Source organism: Endozoicomonas sp. ALB091, assembly GCF_049310265.1.
GTDB lineage: Bacteria > Pseudomonadota > Gammaproteobacteria > Pseudomonadales > Endozoicomonadaceae > Endozoicomonas.
This window is the reverse complement of sequence record NZ_JBLYNQ010000006.1, coordinates 397,842-418,595: the sequence shown is the minus strand read 5'-3', so window position 1 is coordinate 418,595 and position 20,754 is coordinate 397,842. Positions and strand designations below refer to the sequence as shown.

General features: G+C 48.4%; 18 protein-coding genes and 3 pseudogenes. 9 read left to right on the top strand and 12 right to left on the bottom strand.

The features are described 5' to 3' along the window. Positions 1 to 5 precede the first annotated feature (5 nt). Positions 6 to 749 (top strand): IS21-like element helper ATPase IstB, encoded by a 744-nt coding sequence (gene istB / locus ACO6UX_RS08880; protein ID WP_422444680.1) that lies wholly within the window; start codon positions 6 to 8, stop codon positions 747 to 749. A 94-nt stretch (positions 750 to 843) separates the two neighbouring features. Here the strand turns inward: istB and ACO6UX_RS08875 are convergent. Beyond that, positions 844 to 1,276 (bottom strand): annotated as a pseudogene (locus ACO6UX_RS08875) (ATP-binding protein); the annotation flags it as partial. A gap of 34 nt (positions 1,277 to 1,310) precedes the next feature. Next, entirely contained in the window at positions 1,311 to 2,849 is a 1,539-nt protein-coding gene (gene istA / locus ACO6UX_RS08870; RefSeq protein WP_422446813.1) for an IS21 family transposase, read from the bottom strand. Between the two features lie 51 nt (positions 2,850 to 2,900). On the opposite strand from istA, the gene ACO6UX_RS08865 reads away from it, so the two are divergent. Further along, complete coding sequence (locus ACO6UX_RS08865; protein WP_422446811.1) at positions 2,901 to 3,512, top strand: IS66 family transposase; 612 nt, start codon at positions 2,901 to 2,903, stop codon at positions 3,510 to 3,512. A 448-nt stretch (positions 3,513 to 3,960) separates the two neighbouring features. Here ACO6UX_RS08865 and ACO6UX_RS08860 read toward each other — a convergent pair whose 3' ends face one another. The 4 genes from ACO6UX_RS08860 to ACO6UX_RS08845 are packed head-to-tail and all read right to left on the bottom strand — an operon-like array spanning position 3,961 to position 9,049. Next, positions 3,961 to 5,769, bottom strand: coding sequence for a hypothetical protein (locus tag ACO6UX_RS08860; RefSeq protein ID WP_422446809.1), 1,809 nt, complete (start codon positions 5,767 to 5,769; stop codon positions 3,961 to 3,963). Between the two features lie 18 nt (positions 5,770 to 5,787). Beyond that, positions 5,788 to 6,690 carry a hypothetical protein gene (locus ACO6UX_RS08855; protein ID WP_422446807.1) on the bottom strand — a complete coding sequence of 301 codons (903 nt, stop codon included), beginning with the start codon at positions 6,688 to 6,690 and terminating at the stop codon, positions 5,788 to 5,790. A gap of 14 nt (positions 6,691 to 6,704) precedes the next feature. Further along, positions 6,705 to 7,109: a TerB family tellurite resistance protein gene (locus ACO6UX_RS08850; RefSeq protein ID WP_422446805.1), complete on the bottom strand. Its 405-nt coding sequence runs from the start codon at positions 7,107 to 7,109 to the stop codon at positions 6,705 to 6,707. Between the two features lie 50 nt (positions 7,110 to 7,159). Then, positions 7,160 to 9,049: a hypothetical protein gene (locus ACO6UX_RS08845; protein WP_422446803.1), complete on the bottom strand. Its 1,890-nt coding sequence runs from the start codon at positions 9,047 to 9,049 to the stop codon at positions 7,160 to 7,162. Between the two features lie 103 nt (positions 9,050 to 9,152). Between ACO6UX_RS08845 and ACO6UX_RS08840 the strand changes: the two genes are divergently transcribed. The 4 genes from ACO6UX_RS08840 (at position 9,153) to ACO6UX_RS08825 (ending at position 10,609) form a co-directional block, all read left to right on the top strand. Then, on the top strand, positions 9,153 to 9,278 hold the full coding sequence (locus tag ACO6UX_RS08840; RefSeq protein WP_422446801.1) for a transposase: 126 nt from the start codon (positions 9,153 to 9,155) through the stop codon (positions 9,276 to 9,278). A gap of 106 nt (positions 9,279 to 9,384) precedes the next feature. Continuing rightward, the gene (locus tag ACO6UX_RS08835) at positions 9,385 to 9,663 is read left to right on the top strand and encodes a hypothetical protein (RefSeq protein WP_422446799.1); all 279 of its coding nucleotides are present in this window, start codon (positions 9,385 to 9,387) and stop codon (positions 9,661 to 9,663) included. 47 nt (positions 9,664 to 9,710) lie between these two features. Next, the gene (locus ACO6UX_RS08830) at positions 9,711 to 9,947 is read left to right on the top strand and encodes a hypothetical protein (RefSeq protein ID WP_422446797.1); all 237 of its coding nucleotides are present in this window, start codon (positions 9,711 to 9,713) and stop codon (positions 9,945 to 9,947) included. Between the two features lie 245 nt (positions 9,948 to 10,192). Next, positions 10,193 to 10,609, top strand: coding sequence for a transposase (locus tag ACO6UX_RS08825; RefSeq protein WP_422446795.1), 417 nt, complete (start codon positions 10,193 to 10,195; stop codon positions 10,607 to 10,609). 464 nt (positions 10,610 to 11,073) lie between these two features. On the opposite strand, the gene ACO6UX_RS08820 is transcribed toward ACO6UX_RS08825, so the two are convergent. Next, positions 11,074 to 11,904 (bottom strand): ion transporter, encoded by an 831-nt coding sequence (locus ACO6UX_RS08820; protein WP_422446793.1) that lies wholly within the window; start codon positions 11,902 to 11,904, stop codon positions 11,074 to 11,076. Between the two features lie 205 nt (positions 11,905 to 12,109). On the opposite strand from ACO6UX_RS08820, the gene tnpA reads away from it, so the two are divergent. From tnpA to ACO6UX_RS08805, 3 genes and pseudogenes are all read left to right on the top strand, one after another. Further along, complete coding sequence (tnpA, locus tag ACO6UX_RS08815; protein ID WP_422446791.1) at positions 12,110 to 12,451, top strand: IS66 family insertion sequence element accessory protein TnpA; 342 nt, start codon at positions 12,110 to 12,112, stop codon at positions 12,449 to 12,451. Between the two features lie 86 nt (positions 12,452 to 12,537). Continuing rightward, a pseudogene (locus tag ACO6UX_RS08810) lies at positions 12,538 to 12,588 on the top strand (hypothetical protein); the annotation flags it as partial. Positions 12,589 to 12,621: 33 nt separating this feature from the next. Next, positions 12,622 to 13,900 (top strand): annotated as a pseudogene (locus tag ACO6UX_RS08805) (IS66 family transposase). A 160-nt stretch (positions 13,901 to 14,060) separates the two neighbouring features. On the opposite strand, the gene ACO6UX_RS08800 reads toward ACO6UX_RS08805, so the two are convergent. The 5 genes from ACO6UX_RS08800 to ACO6UX_RS08780 all read right to left on the bottom strand — a co-directional run bounded on the left by ACO6UX_RS08800 (position 14,061) and on the right by ACO6UX_RS08780 (position 20,556). After that, positions 14,061 to 14,360 (bottom strand): hypothetical protein, encoded by a 300-nt coding sequence (locus ACO6UX_RS08800; protein ID WP_422446789.1) that lies wholly within the window; start codon positions 14,358 to 14,360, stop codon positions 14,061 to 14,063. A gap of 183 nt (positions 14,361 to 14,543) precedes the next feature. After that, positions 14,544 to 15,764 (bottom strand): type II secretion system F family protein, encoded by a 1,221-nt coding sequence (locus ACO6UX_RS08795; protein ID WP_269673042.1) that lies wholly within the window; start codon positions 15,762 to 15,764, stop codon positions 14,544 to 14,546. A 325-nt stretch (positions 15,765 to 16,089) separates the two neighbouring features. Next, a complete protein-coding gene (locus ACO6UX_RS08790) occupies positions 16,090 to 16,893 on the bottom strand; it encodes a symmetrical bis(5'-nucleosyl)-tetraphosphatase (RefSeq protein ID WP_422446787.1) in 804 nt (267 codons plus the stop codon). A gap of 17 nt (positions 16,894 to 16,910) precedes the next feature. Next, entirely contained in the window at positions 16,911 to 17,717 is an 807-nt protein-coding gene (gene rsmA, locus ACO6UX_RS08785; RefSeq protein ID WP_422446785.1) for a 16S rRNA (adenine(1518)-N(6)/adenine(1519)-N(6))-dimethyltransferase RsmA, read from the bottom strand. 328 nt (positions 17,718 to 18,045) lie between these two features. Next, entirely contained in the window at positions 18,046 to 20,556 is a 2,511-nt protein-coding gene (locus ACO6UX_RS08780; RefSeq protein ID WP_422446783.1) for a CoA transferase, read from the bottom strand. Between the last annotated feature and the right edge of the window lie 198 nt (positions 20,557 to 20,754).

The following is a 20,754-nucleotide window of genomic DNA, read 5'->3' as shown; positions in this document are numbered from 1 at the left end:
AGACCATGATCAATCAAAACCTGACTCGCCTTCGCAGCCTGCGCCTGGGAGGCATGGCGGATGCCCTGAACCTGCAGAGTGAGCAACCCGGCACCTATGAAGGGCTCAGCTTCGAAGAGCGGCTGGCCCTGCTTATTGACCAGGAGGACGCGGACCGCAGCAACAAACGACTGGCCCGGTTACTGAAAGCAGCTCGTTTCAAACTGGCAGCCACCCTGGAGGATATTGATTATGAGCAGCCCCGGGGGATTACCCGTTCCCAGATGGCCTCACTGATACCGGGTGAGTGGCTGAGCAAAAACCAGAACCTGCTGATCACCGGACCCTGTGGAACTGGCAAAAGCTGGCTTAGTTGCGCCTTTGGCCACAGTGCCTGCCTGCGCGGTTACAGTGTGCGCTACTACCGGACCTCCCGGTTGCTGGAAGCCATGACCATTGCTCACGGTGATGGCAGCTACAGCAAGCTCCTGCAGCAACTGGCGAAAGTCAATTTGCTGATACTGGACGACTGGGGGCTTGAGCCCCTGACCCAGAGCCAGCGCAATGACCTGTTGGAGATTATGGATGACAGGCATAACCAGAGTTCTACCATCGTCACTAGCCAGCTACCGGTATCGAAGTGGCATGACAGCATCGGTGACGCGACGCTGGCTGATGCCATTCTGGACCGGCTGATTCATAACGCCCACCGGTTGGAACTCAAGGGAAAGTCCATGAGAAAAAATCAGACCAAAACTGGAGGGTCGTGAACACTCAGGCTACAAATAAAGGAGGGCAGTGCTTGGGTAAGCGGAGGTGTTCACGCTTACCAGAATTAGCGTTCACGTTTACCAGAATATGCACAACCGGCATCTGGCTGGTAATCAGCGTGCTCTTGAGGTTGTGCCGGTCTTCAAACATCTCCAGCAAGTCTCGCCTCTGACTCTCGTTTAATGGGGCAAGCCCCCAGTCATCCAGAACGAGCAGGTCGGTTTTGGCCAGCGTCGTCATGATCTTCAGGTAACGACCATCAGCACGGGCAAGGCTCAGGTCCTGAAGCAGTCTTGGCAGCCTCTGGTACTGGACTGTATAACCATCACGGCAGGCTTTCTATGCCAGGGCACAGGCCAGCCAGGTTTTACCAACCCCGAGTCATTTCCCGATCAACCATCAGCCCCAACCGTTCATCAAACGACATTTGTTCTATGTCTGGACTGTTTAATTGCTCATTAAGTGCTTCATACATGCCGGATAGTTTCAGCGTTTGCAGTTTTTCTAATGTTGGATTCAATAACATGGTTCTGGTTCCTTTCTCTATTATTCGTGCTGGATTAGTTGAAGTAGTCAGAGCCACGAAGATTCTCGTGATGATCCGGTAATGCAGGTTCCGGTTCCAGTTGCGGCAGCGGTTGTTGATCCAGGTTGTGCTTCAGGATGGATTCGAGACTGCGATAAGAGCAGGCATCAGTATACAGTGCACGACGACAGGCGTTTTCAAGGCGGGCATCACCATAACTTTTTCCCAGCCTCATGATGCCAAGGCAGCTGCGATAGCCTTGTTGCGGATAGCGACGGTCTGAGAGGATTCGTCGTATCACGGCTTCTGTTTCAGGCCCTGTTTGGGCAGCCCAGTTCTGGAGTCTCTCGGGTGTCCACTCGGCATGTTGTCTGTGCTTTTCCGGCATGTGTTCAGGCTGAGTACTATACCGGCCTTTCTGGTACAACCGTTGATGACTGGCGACCCGTTTACCCTGGTAAAAGCACTCAACCGTATTCTGGGTGAAGCGAACAGAGAGTTGCTTTTTGGCCAGTTGGTAAGGCACGGAGTAGTAATGGCCGTCTACTGACACATGGTAGTCAATGTGTACCCGAGCCTCTTTCCACTCAGCGTATTGATAACGCTCTGCAGGTAAAGGCTTGAGTGCCGGTTTGTCCAGCTCCTCAAACAGTGAACGACGACTACCTTGTATTTTCTGGAACGGTTTGTTATTCAGCTCATCCAGCAGGCTGCGAATCGCTTTGTTCAGTGCCGACAGGGTAAAGAATGTCTGGTTACGCAGGCTGGCCAGTATCCAGCGTTCGACCACCTGTACGGCAGATTCAACCTTGGCCTTATCCTGAGGTTTCCTGACCTGGGCGGGAACAACGGCTACCTGATAATGCTCAGCCAGATCCTGATAGGTGGGGTTGATCACCGGTTCATACCGATGGGGCTGTTTTACGCCTGATTTCAAATTATCAGGGACCAGTATGCAGGGAGTGCCTCCAAAATAGTCAAAGGCACGTACATGAGAGCCGACCCAGTCCGGAAGCGATTGGCTCCAGGTGGCTTCAGCATAGGTGTAGTTGGAAGCTCCCAGTGTGGCGACAAAAATCTGTGTTTGTCGTACTTCACCAGTGTACTGGTCAACGACAGGCATCGTTTGACCTGCGTAGTCAATAAAGAGCTTGTCTCCGGCTATATGGTTTTGCCGCATGACCACGTCCACCTGGTTCTTCCATGCTCGATATTGATCACTGAACCAGCTGTACTGATAACCATCCGGGTGACAGGCTTTATACTTCTGCCAGAGCAGCATCAGGGTCACACCGGGATGTCGCAGTTCCTGGTGAATTTGACTCCAGTCAGGCTGAGCCTGCTTGTTCCTGCCTGATGATGGTTTGACGGGGAACAATTGCTGCTCCAGCGTATGCTCATCAATGGAGTCAGGCAGTGGCCAGGTCAGTTCAGAAACCGAAAGCCGGGCCAGATAATCTTTAACGGTTGAGCGGGAGATATTGCAGCTTTGGGCGATCTTTCGCTCACTGAGGTTGTGCTCAAATTTGAGCCTGAAAACTTCACGAATTTTGCGCATGGGCAGTCTCTTCATGATGCAATCCCGTCATCCTTGAAAGGGTCTCAAGAACGAGGGTAACGGTTATTGAAAAAGACTGCGTCGCTGGCTGGAAAAGGGTGGCCGGATGTTTCCGGAATCAGTGGCCGGATGTTTCCGGAATGGGTGGCCGAATGTTTCCGGAATCAGTGGCCGAATGCTTCCGGAATACCCACGCTGGCCAAAATCCGCAAGCTGTACGCCATCGAAGAAGGTGTCAGGGGGGCACCTGCAGCGGAAAAACTGGCTCGCCGTCAACAGGAGAGCAAGCCTCTGCTGGATGATCTTCACCAGTGGTTGCAGAAAAACATTACCAGGCTGGTACCTGACAGCCTGACTCATAAAGCCATGAGTTATGCGCTGAACCAGTGGCCGAAACTGGTCGTGTACTGTGAAGATGGCGACCTTAATATAAGCAATGCAGCGGCGGAAAATGCAATCCGCCCCTTTACTATTGGCCGCAAAAACTGGCTCTTTGCCGATACACCAAACGGTGCAAGGGCCAGTGCCATCTTTTACAGCCTGATCGAAAGTGCAAAAGCCAATGGGCTGGAGCCTTTTGAATACCTGAACCACATTTTAAAAGAACTGCCTTATGCCGAAACGGTTGAGAAACTGGAGCAGCTTCTACCCTGGGCAGTGAAGGCATCTCAAGAATAAGCCGATCCGGCGGGGTTGGCTATTACGCTGGTTAAATTGGCGTTTACTGCTCAAATTTGAACCTGAAAACTTCACGAATTTTACGCATGGACAGTCTCTTCATGATGCAATCCCGTCATCCTTGAAAGGGTCTCAAGAACGAGGGTAACGGTTATTGAAAAAGACTGCGTCGCTGGCTGGAAAAGGGTGGCCGGATGTTACCGGAATGGGTGGCCGGATGTTACCGGAATGGGTGGCCGAATGTTTCCGGAATACCCAATCCTCCTCTTTTAGTTATGGCACTGCCGCATAGGCAACAATTTCACAGAGCATTTCCTCTCATGCCAATCCGGCTTCTTTTTTCAGTATGATGTGGAGTAATCATAGAGCTGAACTGGTATAAAGAGACAACCAAGCAAGCGGTACTTTGTAGAGTCGGCCAGTCTGCAAAAGTACCGCCACCAATTGTTCAGATCACTAATGTGTCCGAGCTCTTTAGTAGGTTCAGGAATTCATTGGTATCCCGTATATCCAGCTTGATCCTGAAGTGGTCGGCCAAGGCATAAACAGATGGGTTCACATCGGCATCATCTTTGATAGCCGCATTGATCCGCTCATTAATGGCTTTTAAGCGTAATCGGTCTTCTGCCAGCTTTTGGATACTCTCAGCGTTAAAGGCATCTGTATTGAGTTTTATTTGTTCAATACGATGGCTGAATATCTCTTCCACTCTTTTGGAACGTAACTCGGCTTTTATTGAAAAAAGGTCAGCCTTGTTCAGAAGATAAACAACTATTGTTGAGGCTATTCCACTCAGGGTTGTCATAGTAATGTCCTTGACAAACCCAGGCATAGCGGAAAGCGGACCTTTCAACAAGGTGTTTTCCAGAGTAAATACGGCGAAAGTGGCCGCTGTTGCGGCAAAGAGCTTGACGATTGCATCAGCTTTCTGGGCTCGACTCATCTCTGATGTGGGACGGGTAAGAATTTTAAAGGCCCCAACCAAGGCCGAAAAACCCTCTGAGATAATGCGCATGACACTACGAAACATCCCTGTCACTAAGTCCAGAACACCCTGAACTAACACTTTGAAAAAATTCTTTATGAAGTCTTTCAAGGACTGCGCTAATGTCGGAAGGATTTCCCGTCTTACATAGGCCATAATGCGAGTGAATCGGAACTTTAAACCTTCTATAGCATCCGATTTGTTTACGCCTTTACCAAACCCGTTACGGATAGCATCATTCATCTCAAACAGTAATGGTTTAATGAAGAGTAGTATTGCGTGGCCAATGGCTTGATAAGCTGTCTGCTCTCCCACTTGTTTGCCTGCTTTGAAAGAAATATTGAGTTTTGCGTTCTTTGCATTTTCTATGGCTTTTTGCTGTGCATTTGTCAGCATTTCTGACACTGCTTGTTTTTCTTTCTCCTTGGCAGCATCATAGGTTTTGTTGCTATGGCGAGATAGATTTTTCAGCTGCTTTTTTTCGCTGGGACTTAAGCGTTCGCCACTGTCTGCTTTTTTCTGCAGTGCATCCTTGGTCGCACGCATTTCCGCAAAACTTTTGGCACCTTTAGCACGGTTAAAACTATTGGATATCTCAATCAGGTTATAGTCACCATCGGTAATGGCTTGCAGATCCAGATTTGTCAGAAATGCATTTTTAGCATATCTATCGTTGATCTGTTTTACTGGTACCACATGATCGGTGTCTGCGGCTTTCCTCTTGTGGCCTTTATTTTCCGCCACAGCCTGTTTGCGATAAACAGTTATACGGCTACCGTCTTCGTTGAACTCAATTGAACTGTATGCTTGTTTGTTTCCCTTGAAGTGCCGATCCTTGTTCGCCTCCAGGTTTGTACGCTTGGTCATGGTTTTGCGTACTTTTTCATCATAATCTCTTGGTGTGCGCATAGCCTCTAGCTGCTGCTTCTGACTGACCGGAGTTTCTGCAACAGAACGGCTGTGATGGTCATAATCGAATGTTTGTATCTCTTCCCAGAGTCGGCTTGCGGAAAGTCCTGTTCTGTCCAGTTTGAGAGACCTGTGGCTGATAATTCCATCCAGTAGATTAAAAGCAATTGGTTGAACCAGTTCATTCACCATGTTCTGGCCTGACTCAAACTCTTCATAGATATCATTGAGAACAGTCAATGAGTCCCGCTGTTCAAAGAGTTCCATGTCTATCAGCACCCGGCTTGCCTGCAGAGGGGATGCCTCTGCAAGCGCACGAGTCATGGCTGAAACATCGAACTGCGGTTGTTGATAATTCGACATAATCAGTTCGTGCCTTCCTTAAGCAGCCTTGAGGGTCTGGGTCATTTGGTAGAGCTTTTGAGCGGACCTTGTTTCCTGTTCAATAACCTCACCAGTCTGAGAGAGATATCCCATTCTGGACATCTGCTTCAAAACAATGGAGAGGTTAAAGAGCGCTTGAAACTCTTCAATGTGAGTAACAGGTAGCAGGCGAAAATCTAACTTGCTACTGAACAGTTCCGGAGAGGCACTCAGCTGGGCAATGCGCTGCGTATTGATACCGTATTCGAAGCGGTCCAACAGTCTGGCGTAACTGATAATCAAGCCATCGAAATATTCTGCAACATTATTGATTGAGCTGATTATTTGGTCAATTTTTACCAAATGGGCATCCATTTTGGCAATTTCTTCGTCAATACGTTTCGCTTCATCCTTAACCTGCTGGAGGGATTCTTTAGCCTTCTTACGGGAGAAAAAACCCAAAGTCAGTACAGAGAGGGCCACTTCTTTGAAAGAAAGGTTATTGAAGTCGATTTTGAACAGATCCTGCTTTGTCCGAACCCCGGTTTGTGTGGAAATTTCCAGAATCTGGTTATCGAAGTACTCTTCAAAAGCAGTGCCAGCAACCCTGACATTATGCAAACGATTTCCAAGGCGCATAAAACGTGGGAATTGCTCATTATATATGGCTTTTTTGTAACCATTGATCGCCATGATTTGCCGCTCAATTTCCTGGCTTTTTAGGGCGACCGCATCTTCGTATTGACGTTGTTTATCCTCAAAGCGTTGAACTGTCTGCTGGTGCAGCCGTTCAGCTTCTTCGAATTTGTCTTTACCAGTAACCGCATTCCACACTTTGGAAGCAGTTTCTTTTACCTTGGTGCAAGCACTTTTTACAGTATTAACAACCGTTGATGCAGCACTCTTGATGCTACTCCACATTCTCCCAAACATGCTTACGCCCCTACCATTCTATAGCCTTCAGAGACCATATCGTTCATTGCCAACACCCAGCGCTCTATTTTACTAACTTCAAAGCTTTCCATATCAAAGTTTTCAACTACCCGGTTCATAAAATCACGCTCGGCGTCACAAGCTTCGTGGTCGGCGAACATAATCCCGAAAAGCTCAATAAGGACAGCCCTTCTTGCAGAAGGCTCTTTAGCTGCAAGCCTGGTAATGGATTGGGTAATATGCTTTTCACTGGTCAGGGGTTGATATCCAGTGAGTTCACATTCATGGACAAAAGCGTCATAGATAGACAGCTCTTCCTGTTTGCTCTCCCCATCCAGTTGCATGAGGTGGAAAGCCAGGTTGAGGAAATGCTTGCGCTCTTCTTTGGATAAAATATTCAAAAACATCCGAAAATCCTTGTTAACTGTCTATTACAGACTCTGTATCTTGGTAAAAATCAAAACTCAACGCGGTTGACGACTTCACCCGCACTGTTGTATTGGTACTCGAAAATCAGATTTTCGTGATCATCAAACTCTTCGCCCTTAACCATTCTGCCACGGTCATCAAATGTCATCCTGTACTTCAGGGCTCCGTCAGCAAAGGTTTGGGAAGCTACCTTTTTATTGTCCTCGTAGATGATTTCTGTAGTCTGACCGGAAGACTTGTCCTCAATTTTGGACACCTTACACTCACCAAGATGCTTAACAAAATCATCGTTTTCAATTGTCAATTCTTTCCCGTTGGCAAGGGAGTTGGTTAATTCGACGGCATTATCTATCTTCAGGTTCTGGATCAGCCCGCCAATCTGTCCAAACAAGATGCTATTGTTCTCCGCCTGATGACTGGACATGGAATCCAGATGTTCTTCAATTTGCGTTTGTGCAAGTTTGACAGTGTTCTCTAGGGTTTTCTGAGATTGAGTCAGGACTGTCTGAAGGGATGATGTAGCTCCAGTCTGCTGCTCACCCAGATGATCCAAGTGATCTGTAATTTTGGCATGAGCCTGAGTTACGGTATTGTTGAGGGTAATCTGATTCTCAACGAATACATCCTGCAAGTATTCAGTGCTGCTGGCTTGATCTTTACCCAAGCTGTTTAAATGTGCAGCAAGTTGTGTATGTGCATGACTTACAGCGTTATCAAGGGAAGTGTGGTGTTCAGTCAGAGCGCTATGCAAGCTCTCTGCCTTGTTGATTTGAGCTTTGCCCTGTTGATCCAGTTGCGCTGAAATTCGAACTCTTACATCTTTTACTTCATTATGAAGGGCAGCCTGTTGTTCGGAAAGGAATTCTTGTAAAGATTCCGTATGGCTACGATTTTCATCGGCAAGGTGACCCAGCTGTTCGGCCAGTTGCGTTTGTGACTGGTTAACGGTGTTATCAATGGATTCATGGTATTCGGCCAGAGCTGTTTTCAGGGAGTCAGCATCAAGGGATTGTTTTTCAGCCAGCTTACCAAGCTGATCTGTAATCCTCTCCTGTACCAGAGTCACAATACTGTCGAGACAATTACGATGCTCGGTAAGGGTACTCTGGAGGGAGTCAGTATTACACGCCTGTTTCTCATCCAGAGCCTCCAGTTTTTCAGTAAGCTGTTTTTGAGCCTGGTTTACGGTTTGGGCAAGTGAGATATAGTGTTTGTTAAAAGTTGCCTGCAGGGACGCAGTATTGGTAGTCTGAGCATCATTCAAAAGCCTAAACTTACCAATAAGCTGGGCGTGATATTCGCCAATCTTGGTACTGGTCACATCAAGGGCATTACCAAGTGCTTTCTGCACAATACCTAATTGCTGCAATTGTGAGTGATTTGCTTTGTTTACCAAGTCCAGAATATTTGCTTCAGTCTTGGATATGACGTCATGCACTGAAGTGAATTGGTTCCTTATGTCACCAGTAAGGCTATTCACAAGCTTTTTATGTAATTGGGTCTGATCTTCATGGGCTTTGAAAACAAGAGATGTAACTGCTTCTTCAAAGGCTTGAACTTGCCGCTCTACCTTCTCGCCCTTCGACTCTATTAATTGCCGTATGGTCTGTAATCGGTTGTCAGCGTCATGATTCAATTGGGTGAGGGTATCGACCACAACATTCCCACTACAAGAAATAGCATTCTTAAGAGATGCATTTGCTTCAGTGGTTTGTAGAGCCAGACTGCTTATAGACGAGGATATATGTGAACTAATCTCATCTTTTTGTAGTAGTTGCTGAGCCCTTAGGCCTCTGCTTTGTACAATGAGATAGATACAAATGCACAAATTAAGAAAGCAAAAAGACAGGGTGGCAGCGGGGAGTTGAAAAAATATCTGTTCCATATCGTGTACTTTTTGTGCGGCAATGTATGCCAATAAAAATGTAATGCATGGTAATACACCAGCCCCCCTGTGTCAGCATAGTTGTCGCCTCTCCTGAATTTAGAAACCTAAACAGGGGGCGGCCAATGAGTGATCAATGGCCCGCTATTCAGAAGAGCTCAAAGAGTCCATCATTCAGAAGATGATGCCACCAAATAATGTGCCTGTTTCTCAGTTGGTACGTGATACTGGTATCTCTGATGTGACTCTTTACACTTGGTGAAAGAAAGCTTTATCTCAAGGAATACCTGTGCCAGGCGATGGAAAAAATCCAGATCAGTGGACACCTGAAAACCAATTAGCCGTAATCATTGAAACAGCGGCCTTAAATGAAGCAGAAATGGCTGAATATTGTTGTAAGAAAAGGCCTTTTTGCTGAACAAATTGAACAGTGGAAACGAGCCTTTATTAGCGGTGTGTCGCCCAAATCTGTCAGACCATCAGAACAACGTAAGGCCTTGACGGTTGAGCAGAAAAAAGACAAGCAAACCATGAGGAAACTCGAACCCGAACTCAAGCGCAAGAACAAGGCATTAGCAGAAACTGCTGCCTTGCTGGTACTCACAAAAAAGGCCCGAGAGATCTGGGGGGAACCAGAGGACGATTAACCCCTCTCCCGGATCGCCAAATTGCATTCAACCTGATCACACAGGCCGTGAAAGCTGGTGCACGCCAGTCGAAAGCTTGCGAGGCTCTTGGCCTTTCAGAAAGAACCGTACAACGTTGGACCCGGGAGGATGCTGTTCAGGCAGATAACTGCAAAAATGCCAACCGGCCTGCTCCCGCTAACAAACTGTCGGTGGAGGAGCGACAGGCGATTATTGATACCTGTAATAGTGATCGCTTTAAAAGCCTGGCACCCCAGTCAGATCGTCCCGGTATTAGCCGATGAGAACCAATATATCGGATCTGAAAGGACGTTTTACCGGGTATTGCACGAGAAAGGTCAACAGTAACTGTTTGGTGATCCCATCCAATGTTCGCGATTACCAGGGGCTGCAGCCATATTGAACTTAAGTACAGGTGCTTGTAGCCCTTGGTAATCAAGGGTCAATAAGGTTTCAGCGAACAGTTACGGTCAACAACACCACCGTGGGCGCGCAGCCAAGCCCAGTCACAGAAAGCCAACGTCGTATTGTGCTACCGGGCCAAATCAGGTCTGGTCGTGGGACATTACCTTTCTTGCGCTCTCCTGTGCGTGGCCAGTTTTACTATCTCTATCTGGTGATAGACATATACAGCCGTATGATAGTGGCTTGGGAAATCCATGAGAATGAGTCTGCTGAACATGCCTCGCAGATGATTACCAAAGCCTGTATTCGCCACGGAATAGCAGCTTTGGAGAGGACATTGGTCTTACATTCAGACAATGGCAGCGCTATGAAAGGTGGCACTATGTTGTCCACACTGCAGAGGCTGGGCGTGGTCAGCTCATTCAGGAGTCCAAGGGTTAGTGATGACAATCCGTTTGCTGAAGCCATTTTCAGAACTCTGAAGTATAGGCCAGGTTATCCATGCAAATCGTTTGCTGAGCTTGAGGCGGCTCGCAACTGAGTGCATGGCTTTGCCCAGTGGTATAACGAAGAGCACAGGCACAGCGGAATCAAATTCCTTACGCAGGCTCAAAGGCATCGAGGGGAAACCAAAGAGCTGATGGATAACCGGAAAAAGGTATATCAGTTGGCTAAGCTGCGTCATCCTGAGAGATGGGGCAAAAGAGCAACCCGGAACTGGAACCTGACTGATGAAGTCTGGCTGAATACTGACCGATCTGCTGTCGGGCAGCTAAGTCAGGCTGCGTGAGTTAAGGCAACAACTATGTTGACAAACACCGCAGCGTTCCAGGCAGGGGTGACCTAAGTCGAGAACTTGATAGTCTGTAAGTTGTTAGCAGTTAGTCCCATGGACAATAATGCACAACAAGCGCATCCTGCCCGGATTTAGCACTGAGCAGGATTAATAATAACTATGGCAAGTAATGAAAGTCAGCTGACAAAAACATGTATTAGGCTTGCGACTCACCGAGATTTTTTATTGTTATTACTTACAATTTGATGCAGAAGTCTCTTTATTTCCCTGTTTTCAGCTCTAAGTTCCATTAACTCTTTTTTGATGTCGTTATTATTGTCGCTGACCATTTCATCTACAAAAACAGCATTGGCAAGAGAGAGAGCAACAAATCCACCTAGAATCAGAACGCTGATGACAAACATGTTAATCGCATAATAAAGACTATCGCTCCCCAATGATTTGGCTGCTTCTGGCGCAGCGCCCCAGTTCTCAATGGTGAATATTTGGAAGATTGTATTCATCGCGGTTAGGGGGTTGCCAAAGAACTCAGGCAGATAGTTTGAAAATAGTGCATATCCAAGCATTGAGAAAAAAACCAGCATGATAGCCAGTAGGATCAGGATAGCTTTGGACGCAACTATGGCTCTTGCTAACCCGCGAAGGATATGCTCTGTATTTGGCAGCAGACGCAGTATTCGTAGTAGAGCAAGAATCCGGAATATCCGAAGAAAGGCCACGCCAGACGTTTGCAAAGCCGGAAAAAGCAGTAGGAATAAACTTCCTGTGAGGATTGAGAAGTCAAACCGGTTTTTTCTCGAATGGATGTAACCACGCCATGAATAAGCGTTAATTTTCACGAATGCTTCAATTAGGAAGTAGAGAGTTAAAACCCAGTTGAAAGTATAAATACTATGATGGCTTAGGGCATCATTAGTAAACGCCATTATGACAGCCAAAAAGATGACCAGGGCGGTGACCTTCTCGTTCAGAAAGAGCCTTTCCAGGAAGGATTCAATGAAATCCTTGGGTTGTGACTTGATGTTGGTACTACTCGGCATGTTGTCTCGGCTTGGGAATTACAAACTTAAGTCAGGTGTAGCCATTAACAATTCTGGACTTTTGAGGAGGATATCACCCTTTGCCGACACCAAACAGTCGTGATGACATCACAACTGATATGGCGTAAGTGCATTCAAAACCCACGCCCTACCACTTTAATCTCCACTACGAAATCATAAGCCTCCAGTCTACAAGGAGGCAAGCATGTCTACACACTCCCTCAGAGAGAAGTGGCAACAACGCGTTCAATCCTTGCGTGATTCCGGATTAAGCCAGAGCACCTGGTGTAAGCAGCACAACCTCAGACCAAACCAGTTTTGGTACTGGAGAAAAAAACTGGATGAAGCTTCTTTGCCCGTTACCACCACAACACATAAAGAGGATAAGCCTTCTGCCTTTGTACAAGTCATTCCTGTCTCCCAGGCTGAAGTCGCAGGCACCGCTCTTTCATCGCTCAGCGTCACACTGCCCAGTGGGTTAACGGTCACAGGCTTTGACCAGACCAATCTGAAGTTAGCACAACAACTCATAGGGCTGCTCCAATGAGTCTGCCGGTTATGCGTCCTCCAGTGACCCTTCCCAGAGTCTACCTGCATTGAGACCCGGTCGATTTCCGGAAATCTTCCAAGGGGCTGGCCGTTCTGATTGAGCAGGAGCTTGGCCATAACCCTTTCAGCAGCGAGCTGTATGTTTTCACAAACCGGCAGCGAAATAAAATCAAATGCTTATTCTGGGAAAATACTACTGATCTTGAAGCCTTGATAAAGGTCATTGATCAGCAGGCGGATGTCATTGAGAAAAAATCCTGTGTCATCGCTGAGCAAAAAAAGCGTATCGCCCTGTTGGAAGAGTATTTACGACTTGAGCGAGCCCGCCTTTATGGTCGTAGCTCTGAAAAGAGCAGCCTGCAGGGGGAAATCTTTGATGAAGCAGAGTTGGTTGATTGTGGTGAAGAGGTCCAGAATGAGGCTTCGGAGACAGAAAAGAAACATAAAAAGTCTCAAGGCCGTAGACCACTGTCGCCTTCCCTGCCTCGCTTCCAGGAAAAAATAGAACTGAGTCCTGAAGAGAAAGAAGGGGCTATCGACACCTTCTTCAGCAAAGTCCGGGAAGAGCTGGATATCATCCCTGCCAAGGTGAGAGTAAAAGAGATCCTTCAGGAGAAGGCGGTATTTTTGGAGTCGCAAGACGACAATCAACCAGAAAGACGAATCATCAAAGCCGCTGAGTTGCCCAGGCATCCTATTCCCAAGTCAGCAGTGACAACCTGCATGCTGGCCTACATCATTGTTGCCAAGTTCTGTGATGCCCTGCCTCTGTACCGGCAGGAAAAAATCCTCGCCCGCTACGGTGGTTCGGTCACCCGCACGACTATGGCTAACTGGTTGATGCGTCTGTCCCGGCAACTTCAGGGACTGATCAACCTGATGTACGACCATCAGCGAACAGGACGAGTGATTAATGCTGACGAAACCCGGATACAGGTGCTTAAAGAACCCAGCAAGGCAATAACATCGGACAAATACATGTGGGTCACACTGGGTGGGCCACCGGGACAAACCGCCGTGTTGTTTGAATATGATCCTTCCCGAAGCAAGGAGGTTCCCCTGCGCCTGTTTGAAGGGTTCAGTGGCTACAGAAAAACGTCACCCGGCTGATACCGGATAGTCTTACCCATAAGGCCATGAGCTATGCCCTGAACCAGTGGTCAAAACTGGTGGTTTACTGTGAAGACGGACACCTCAACATTAGCAACGCGGCAGCTGAGAACGCTATCCGCCCCTTCACTGTGGGTAGGCGTAACTGGCTCTTTGCTGATACCCCGAAAGGTGCCAAAGCGAGTGCAACCTACTACAGCCTGATTGAAAGGCGAAGGCCAATGGACTGGAACCGTTCGAATACCTGAGTCACATTTTGAAAGAACTGCCTTATGCCGACACGGTTGAGAAACTGGAGCAGCTTCTGCCTTGGGCAGTGAAAGCATCTAAAGGATAAGTCGTAAAGTTTGGGCTGGCTATGACGATGGTTTTATTGGCGCTTACGTTCTTTTCGATGTCCCTCTCAAACATCGCGAACGAAATTATGTGTTCGTCCATTCAGGTGAAGGTTTTGAAAATCAGGTATCTTGAGTAGATTTGACCAAAAATCTCTAATATCAGCCAAAAGCTGTAAGGAGCGAATCACGGTAGACAGGATTTATTATGCCCATTTCATTGGCAATTATGATTGAATCCTCTCGAGGCAATAAAGGGAACTGATCGTAGATTCTAATTACAGCAGGTTCAAATTCCAGCAGGAGGTAGGTATGGTACTCAAGATCAGATAAAAAGTGGTGAGTGTGAGCCATTTTAATGCCTTTGACCTTTCTGGACCTTCCTTTGGAGGGTACTTCTCTTACTTCAAGCCAAGGTTTACAGACTCCCTCTTCTGAAGTTTCAACCACTTGTTTGTCCACCTCTCAACGTCTTTCTCTGTAACCTTACTTCTCTTAGTTTGCATCACTACCTCACTGTCAACCACAGGCTTGATTGGACAGTGAGAAATATAGTTTAGATCTAAGGTTTGTCGACAATTTAAATGCGGTGTCGACGTTTTGCACCTGTGTCGACACTTTTAATACATTTCTACAGGAGGTTCGTTAAACAACAGACCCCAACTGGAAGATTGGCAGATACATTGCCACAATCAAGCCACCGACCAGTACACCCAGCACCGACATGATGATGGGTTCCATAAGGCTGGTCATGCCATCAACCATATTATCCACTTCTTCTTCATAGAAGGTGGCGACTTTATCAAGCATCTCATCCAGAGAGCCTGACTCCTCACCGATAGAGACCATTTGTATCGCCATAGGCGGGAATATTCCGGTGCTTTTCATGGCAAACTGTAGCTGCTGACCGGTGGATACATCTTCTTTAATTTTTCTTGCCGCATTGGCATAAACGACATTGCCAGCAGCACCGGCGACCGAGTCGAGCGCATCGACCAGGGGAACCCCGGCGGCAAAGGTGGTTGACAGGGTTCGGCCAAAACGGGCAACGGCGGATTTATCCAGAATTTCACCAATAATCGGCAGCTTCAGCATCAGGCGATCCAGACCGTCTCTGGCTGCCTTGGATGACTTCAGTGTCCGTGATATCAGGAAGCCGCCAGCGACCAAAGCGCCGAGGACGATATGCCAATATTCCTGGACAACCTCTGATATGTTGATGACAACCTGGGTAAAGGCGGGTAGCTCAGCACCGAAGCCCTGAAAAACCTCTTCAAATTGAGGGACTACCTTCACCAGAAGGATGACGGTAACGATCATAGCAATAAGCACTACGGCAATTGGATAGTTCATCGCTTTCTTGATTTTTGCCTTGAGGGCTTCGGTTTTTTCTTTGTAGGTAGCGATTCGATCCAGCAATGTCTCAAGTGCTCCGGACTGTTCACCAGAGGCAACGAGATTGCAGTACAGGTCGTCAAAATAATCCGGGTGTTGTCTGAGGGAGTCGGCAAAAGTACTGCCAGAGGCTACTTCATTCTTGATCTTGCCAACCAGATTTCTCATGGCCTCTTTCTCGATACCGCCAGAGGTAATGTCAAAGGCCTGAAGCAGTGGTACCCCTGCCTTCATCATGGTTGCCATCTGGCGGGTGAACAGGGCTATGTCCATGGGCTTGACTTTGCCCCCACCGCCAAGGCTCAGGGAGAGGCTTTTTTTAGAGACTTTGGTCGCCAGGATGCCCTGTTTTCTAAGCTCAGCCTTGACCAGCGCAGCACTGGCACTTTGCATTTCCCCTTTGATCTTTTTGCCGGCTTTATCTTTGCCCTGCCAGACAAAGGTGGCTGTTTTGGTTGGTTTTGCGGCCATTGTATGCGCGATCCATAGCTGTTCTTCTTGATGAGCAGATTATAAGTTTACTTTCGCCCAGTTTATATCAGGGCGTTCATAAAAACAGATAATCCTCTGAAATTGAGAGCTGATTACTGTTTGTTTCGGTCAAATACAGTGGGTCATTAGGGCCTGCTGAGGTTTCACTGCACGTTCAGCGGGATGTGCAGTCTGGCTTTTATAGCCGCCTTCAGGCTGCGGTGAGCCGGTTTGATTAGATCCCCGGTCCACCTTGTGGAAGTAGGCTGCAGGAGCCAACGGACCTGTTACCCTTGGTCAACAGAGCCTGATCTGTCGTGTGTTTTTAATTGAAAACTTCGGTTCGCTGGAAACCGTCCACATTGATCGCAGTCAGGCTTTTACCCCAGACGCAGCCAGTGTCCAGGGCGTGGATATTATCATGACCACTGACCCCTTCCAGCGCTGCCCAGTGACCAAAAATGATCTGCTCTCGAAAGCAGGGGCTCCCGGAAAAGCTGAACCAGGGCGCATAACCGTTTTTCGGGACAGACCCTTTGCTTTCCAGGTCCAGCACGCCATGGTCATTGCAGAAACGCATCTGGGTAAAGTAGGCTGCGGTAAGCCGTAGCCTTTTCTTCAGCTTAAGCTCATCATCCCATGGCTGAGGTTTGGTGTTTTTGAAGATCTTTTTAAGCCATTTGACATGGTCTTCAGAGCGTAGAGCCTGCTCCAGTTCCCGGGCTTGTTCGATAGCCTGGTCAATAGTCCAGACAGGAGGAATACCGGCATGCACCATGGTGATCTTTCTCTGGTCGTCATGGTGCAGCATTGGGCGAAAGCGTAGCCACTGGAGCAACTCATCAGCATCAGGGGCTTCCAGCACTTCAGTCAGGGTGTCTTTGCTTTTCTGCTTGCGAATGCCACAGGCCACGGCCAGAAGGTGCAGATCGTGATTCCCGAGAACGGCGATACAGCTATTGCCAAGACTTTTCAGGTAGCGCAGTGTTGCCAGAGATTCTGGGCCGCGATTGACCATATCACCAGCAACCCAGAGGACATCGTGGTCAGGGTCAAACTTGAGTTTATCCAACAGTTGTCGCAGAGGGTCATAACAACCCTGGATGTCCCCGACTGCGTAGGTGGTCATTGGCTGTTCCCGGGCTGTTAATGTTGTCTATCAGTCAAGTAGTCGGCTATTCGAACAAAATCGGCAAGGCTCAGTACTTCTGGCCGGGCGGCAGGATCCATGGCCAGTGTTTCAAGCTCTTCTGCCTTGAGATGCTGCTTGAGTGTATTACGGATGGTTTTACGCCGCTGGCTGAAAGCATCCCGAACAACCTGTTCCAGTTTCAGAATGTCTTTACAGGGATGAGGTAGCTCATGATACGGAGTCATTCGCACGATGGCTGAGTCGACTTTGGGCGCAGGCTTGAATGCTCCGGGCCCTACCGTAAACAGGTAATCGACCTTGCAGTAATACTGCGCCATGATACCCAGGCGGCCATAGTGTTTTTCCCCCGGTGCGGCAGCCAGGCGCTGAACCACTTCTTTTTGCAGCATGAAGTGCATATCCTGAATCATGCTTGCAAAGCTTAACAGGTGAAAGATTAACGGGGTTGAAATGTTATAGGGCAGGTTACCGATGATGCGCAGTGGCCGGTCATCGGTTGTCAGGCTGGCAAAATCGAACTTCAGAGCATCGGCTTCGTGAATATGAAAGTTCGGGTTCAGGCCAAAGCGCAGGAGCAGAGTAGGAATCAGGTCCCTGTCCAGCTCTACCACGTCCAGTCCACCGGCACGCTCAAGCACGTCGGCGGTCAGGGCTCCCTGGCCGGGACCAATCTCAACCAGATGCTCGCCATGTTTCGGGTTGATCGACGCAACGATCTCACCGATAACGCCATGATCGTGAAGAAAGTTCTGGCCGAAACGTTTGCGGGCCTTATGGTAAGGAACGTCTGTCTGGGGCATGAGGAGTATTGCTCATCTGGGGAGAAACAGTCGATGACCATCAGCCATGAAAAATAGATTGCATGGATATCGGTCAAACTGGCAATAATAACGCCCGACTGCTGTTTTCGCGAGACTTTCCGACAATAGATTCACCGGCAGCCAGTAGTTCCCCGAAGAATGCCTCATCCCCAACGGCGAAATTCGAGATGGTTGCCATGCTCACTTCAGATCATCAAGTAATCCTCAGGGAACTCGCATTATACAGAACCTTTACTTGCCGAAGCGCTATCACCAAATGTAGTACCCTTATGGAAGAAGGTGGCAGGTTATGGCTGCCACCTGATTATCAGCTGGGAAGGAACTCCTTGCCCCAGCCAGTACCTGCAATTCCACGCTCAATCATTGATTGAATAGACTCACTGTCATAACCCATTTCAGCTAACACTTCCCTGGTTGAATGACCAAACCTTTCAGTAGGCGTGGCGGCTACGATAGTTGACTCTGTGGGTCGAATGGAATAATGGTCGATCTGTGTGATCTGGTGGCCGCTGGGATGCTCAGGATAGATCGAGAAGGCAAAGCTGCCCAGGCCGGTACCTGCTTTACCATCGGCAACACGGCTGTATTGCTCTCTGAGATGTTCAATAGCCTGTGGAATGGCCGAAGCTACATTTACCTTATCCAACGCGGACTTCCAGTAAACGGCTGGAGCCCTTTTAAAGGCTTCTGTCAGGTAGTCTGAGAGATTGTCAGCAGTCACTATACCTCCGAGACCTTCTACCTGACCCAGTCTGCCCAGCTCGGAGTCATTGCTGTCCAGATAAATCCATCCCTCCTGTGTTTCATAGAAGTGAGACAGCGCGTTATAACCCAGAGCCTGTCGACCTGAAGGCTCATTAAACGGAACTCTTCCCTGGTAGTCAAAGGCAAAGGGAATCTGTGCCAGATTGGTTACCGCAGACAATGACGTTCTTGCCCGGGTAGGCTGACCTGTTTTCTGGCGGTGGTAGAGAGCAACCGCCATAGCCAGTCCGCCGGAGAAACCGCAGTTGACGTCCAGTGTGCCGAGGTGGGCGTGTTCTTCCGGTGTCTGTGAGCCACCAAAGCGACTCATGATGCCACTGTTGGCCTGAATGATGTCGTCATAACCAATGTAATTGGTTTTTGGACCGGGCAAAGGACCGCCCAGGCAATCCAGGCGGCAGAAGAGAACGCCCGGGTTAATGGCTTGCAGTGATTCGTGGTCCAGACCCAGAGGCTTCATCTGGCGTTCAGGCGCATTGATAACCACTATATCCACTGACTTGACCAATCTGTTGAATACCTCTCGTCCTTCTTCAGACAGGATGTTGACCAGCGCGCTGCGTTTACCAACGCCGGTCTGGAAGGTAAACAGGGTACCAATCAGAGGATCATAAAGAGGGGTGACCGGATCCAGCTTAATCACTTCGGCACCAAAGCGTGCCATAAAGGCGGTAGAGTGTGGGCCGGCAATAACATTGGTCAGATCAAGAATTCGCAGTCCGTCCAGCCAGTGCGCGGGGGCTTTCTGCTGGCGGCGAGCGGCAAACCGGTTCTGGTCATCTTCGTCCGTGACTGTATTCAGCGCAAAGAGGGCCTCTTCATAGCTGACATTCTTGCGCGGAGCGGGAGTAATCATTTGTCCGGCAAACTCTTCCAGCCAGGCAATGGGGCCAGGTTGTTTCATCAGACCATAAACGGGGTCATTAACCTCAACGATCAGGCCAGACTGGTTGGTGTGCTCATCATTCACCCACTCCCGGGTTGTTCTGTGAGGAGCGCCTGGAATCTGTCCTTCACCGAAAATCTCTCCCCATTCTTGTGAGGTTTTGGTCAGGAATACTTTCTTCATTTTGGCTGCAATGATGTCAGCCCATTTCTTCGGTAATGGATAGACGCCTATGGACGTTTCACCATCCCACTCCTTAATGGGCTGGTGCAGATCTTTAACGTCTGGCAGTCCCTCAGCCAGCAGCTCGTCATAAATACCCAGAGCCTCCAGGCAGCGGCGGGCATGATTACGGTGGGATGGGCATACGCAGTAGAACATACGGCCATCGGCGCATTCATAGGTTCGGTAGAAGGGGTCCAGGTACTCCTGAAGCGCATCATAGCTGAGAGCCATGGGAATGTTGTTGCTCTTGCGATGCTCGATCTCATGTTCACGCATGGTTTTGTAGCGCTCTGGCAATCCTTCGACAACGTAAGAATTATAGGAGAGGCCCTCCATCATTGCGGCAACAATAGGGACTTCAATGTGATCACCTCTACCGGTTTTCTCACGTGCGGTGAGCGCCAGAACCACTGAGCTGGCTGCCAGGGATGTGGCGTAGGAAGAGGCCAGAGGCAGAGGGGAAAAACTTGGGTTCAAACCCATCAAAATTCGGTTGAATCCCATGTCCGTGAAGGCACCAGCAGTAGCAGCAACAACCGCTTCAGTGGCTTTCCACTCCCTTCTCAACTGGTCATTACTGGCAAAGCCGGGAATCGACAATGAGATAAGGTCGGGGCGTGATTCTCTCAATTGCTGAAAATCGATGCCCAGACGTTTCATTACGTCGGGTCTGAAGCTCTCGATGACGATATCGGCTTTTTCAATCAATGACAGTGCCTGGAGCAAGCCAGACTCAGTTTTAAGATCAAGCTTCAGGCAGAGTTTGTTTCTATTTAGAACGGCATTGGCGGGATGGTCCCATTGAGGACCTTCGGGTGGATCAATATGGACAACGGTTGCGCCCAGATCGGCCAGCGCCATGGCAACAGCCGGACCGGCAATCTGCTGGCCAAAATCAACAACCCTGACACCATTCAATGGCAATTTATTCTTATTGTGCATCTGGTAATCCTGCTAATAAAGAGGCAGCGCTTTATTAAAATACGGTGCGTTCATTGCACGCGTTTATGCAAGGAAAATGTTATGAATGGATTGCCCGATCGACCAGCAAAAAAAAATACCCCTGAGACCTGATTTTTTTTATTGCTGGAAAAGGCTTGTTATAAAAATAATTTGGTCTCAGGTGTCTATTTTATTGTT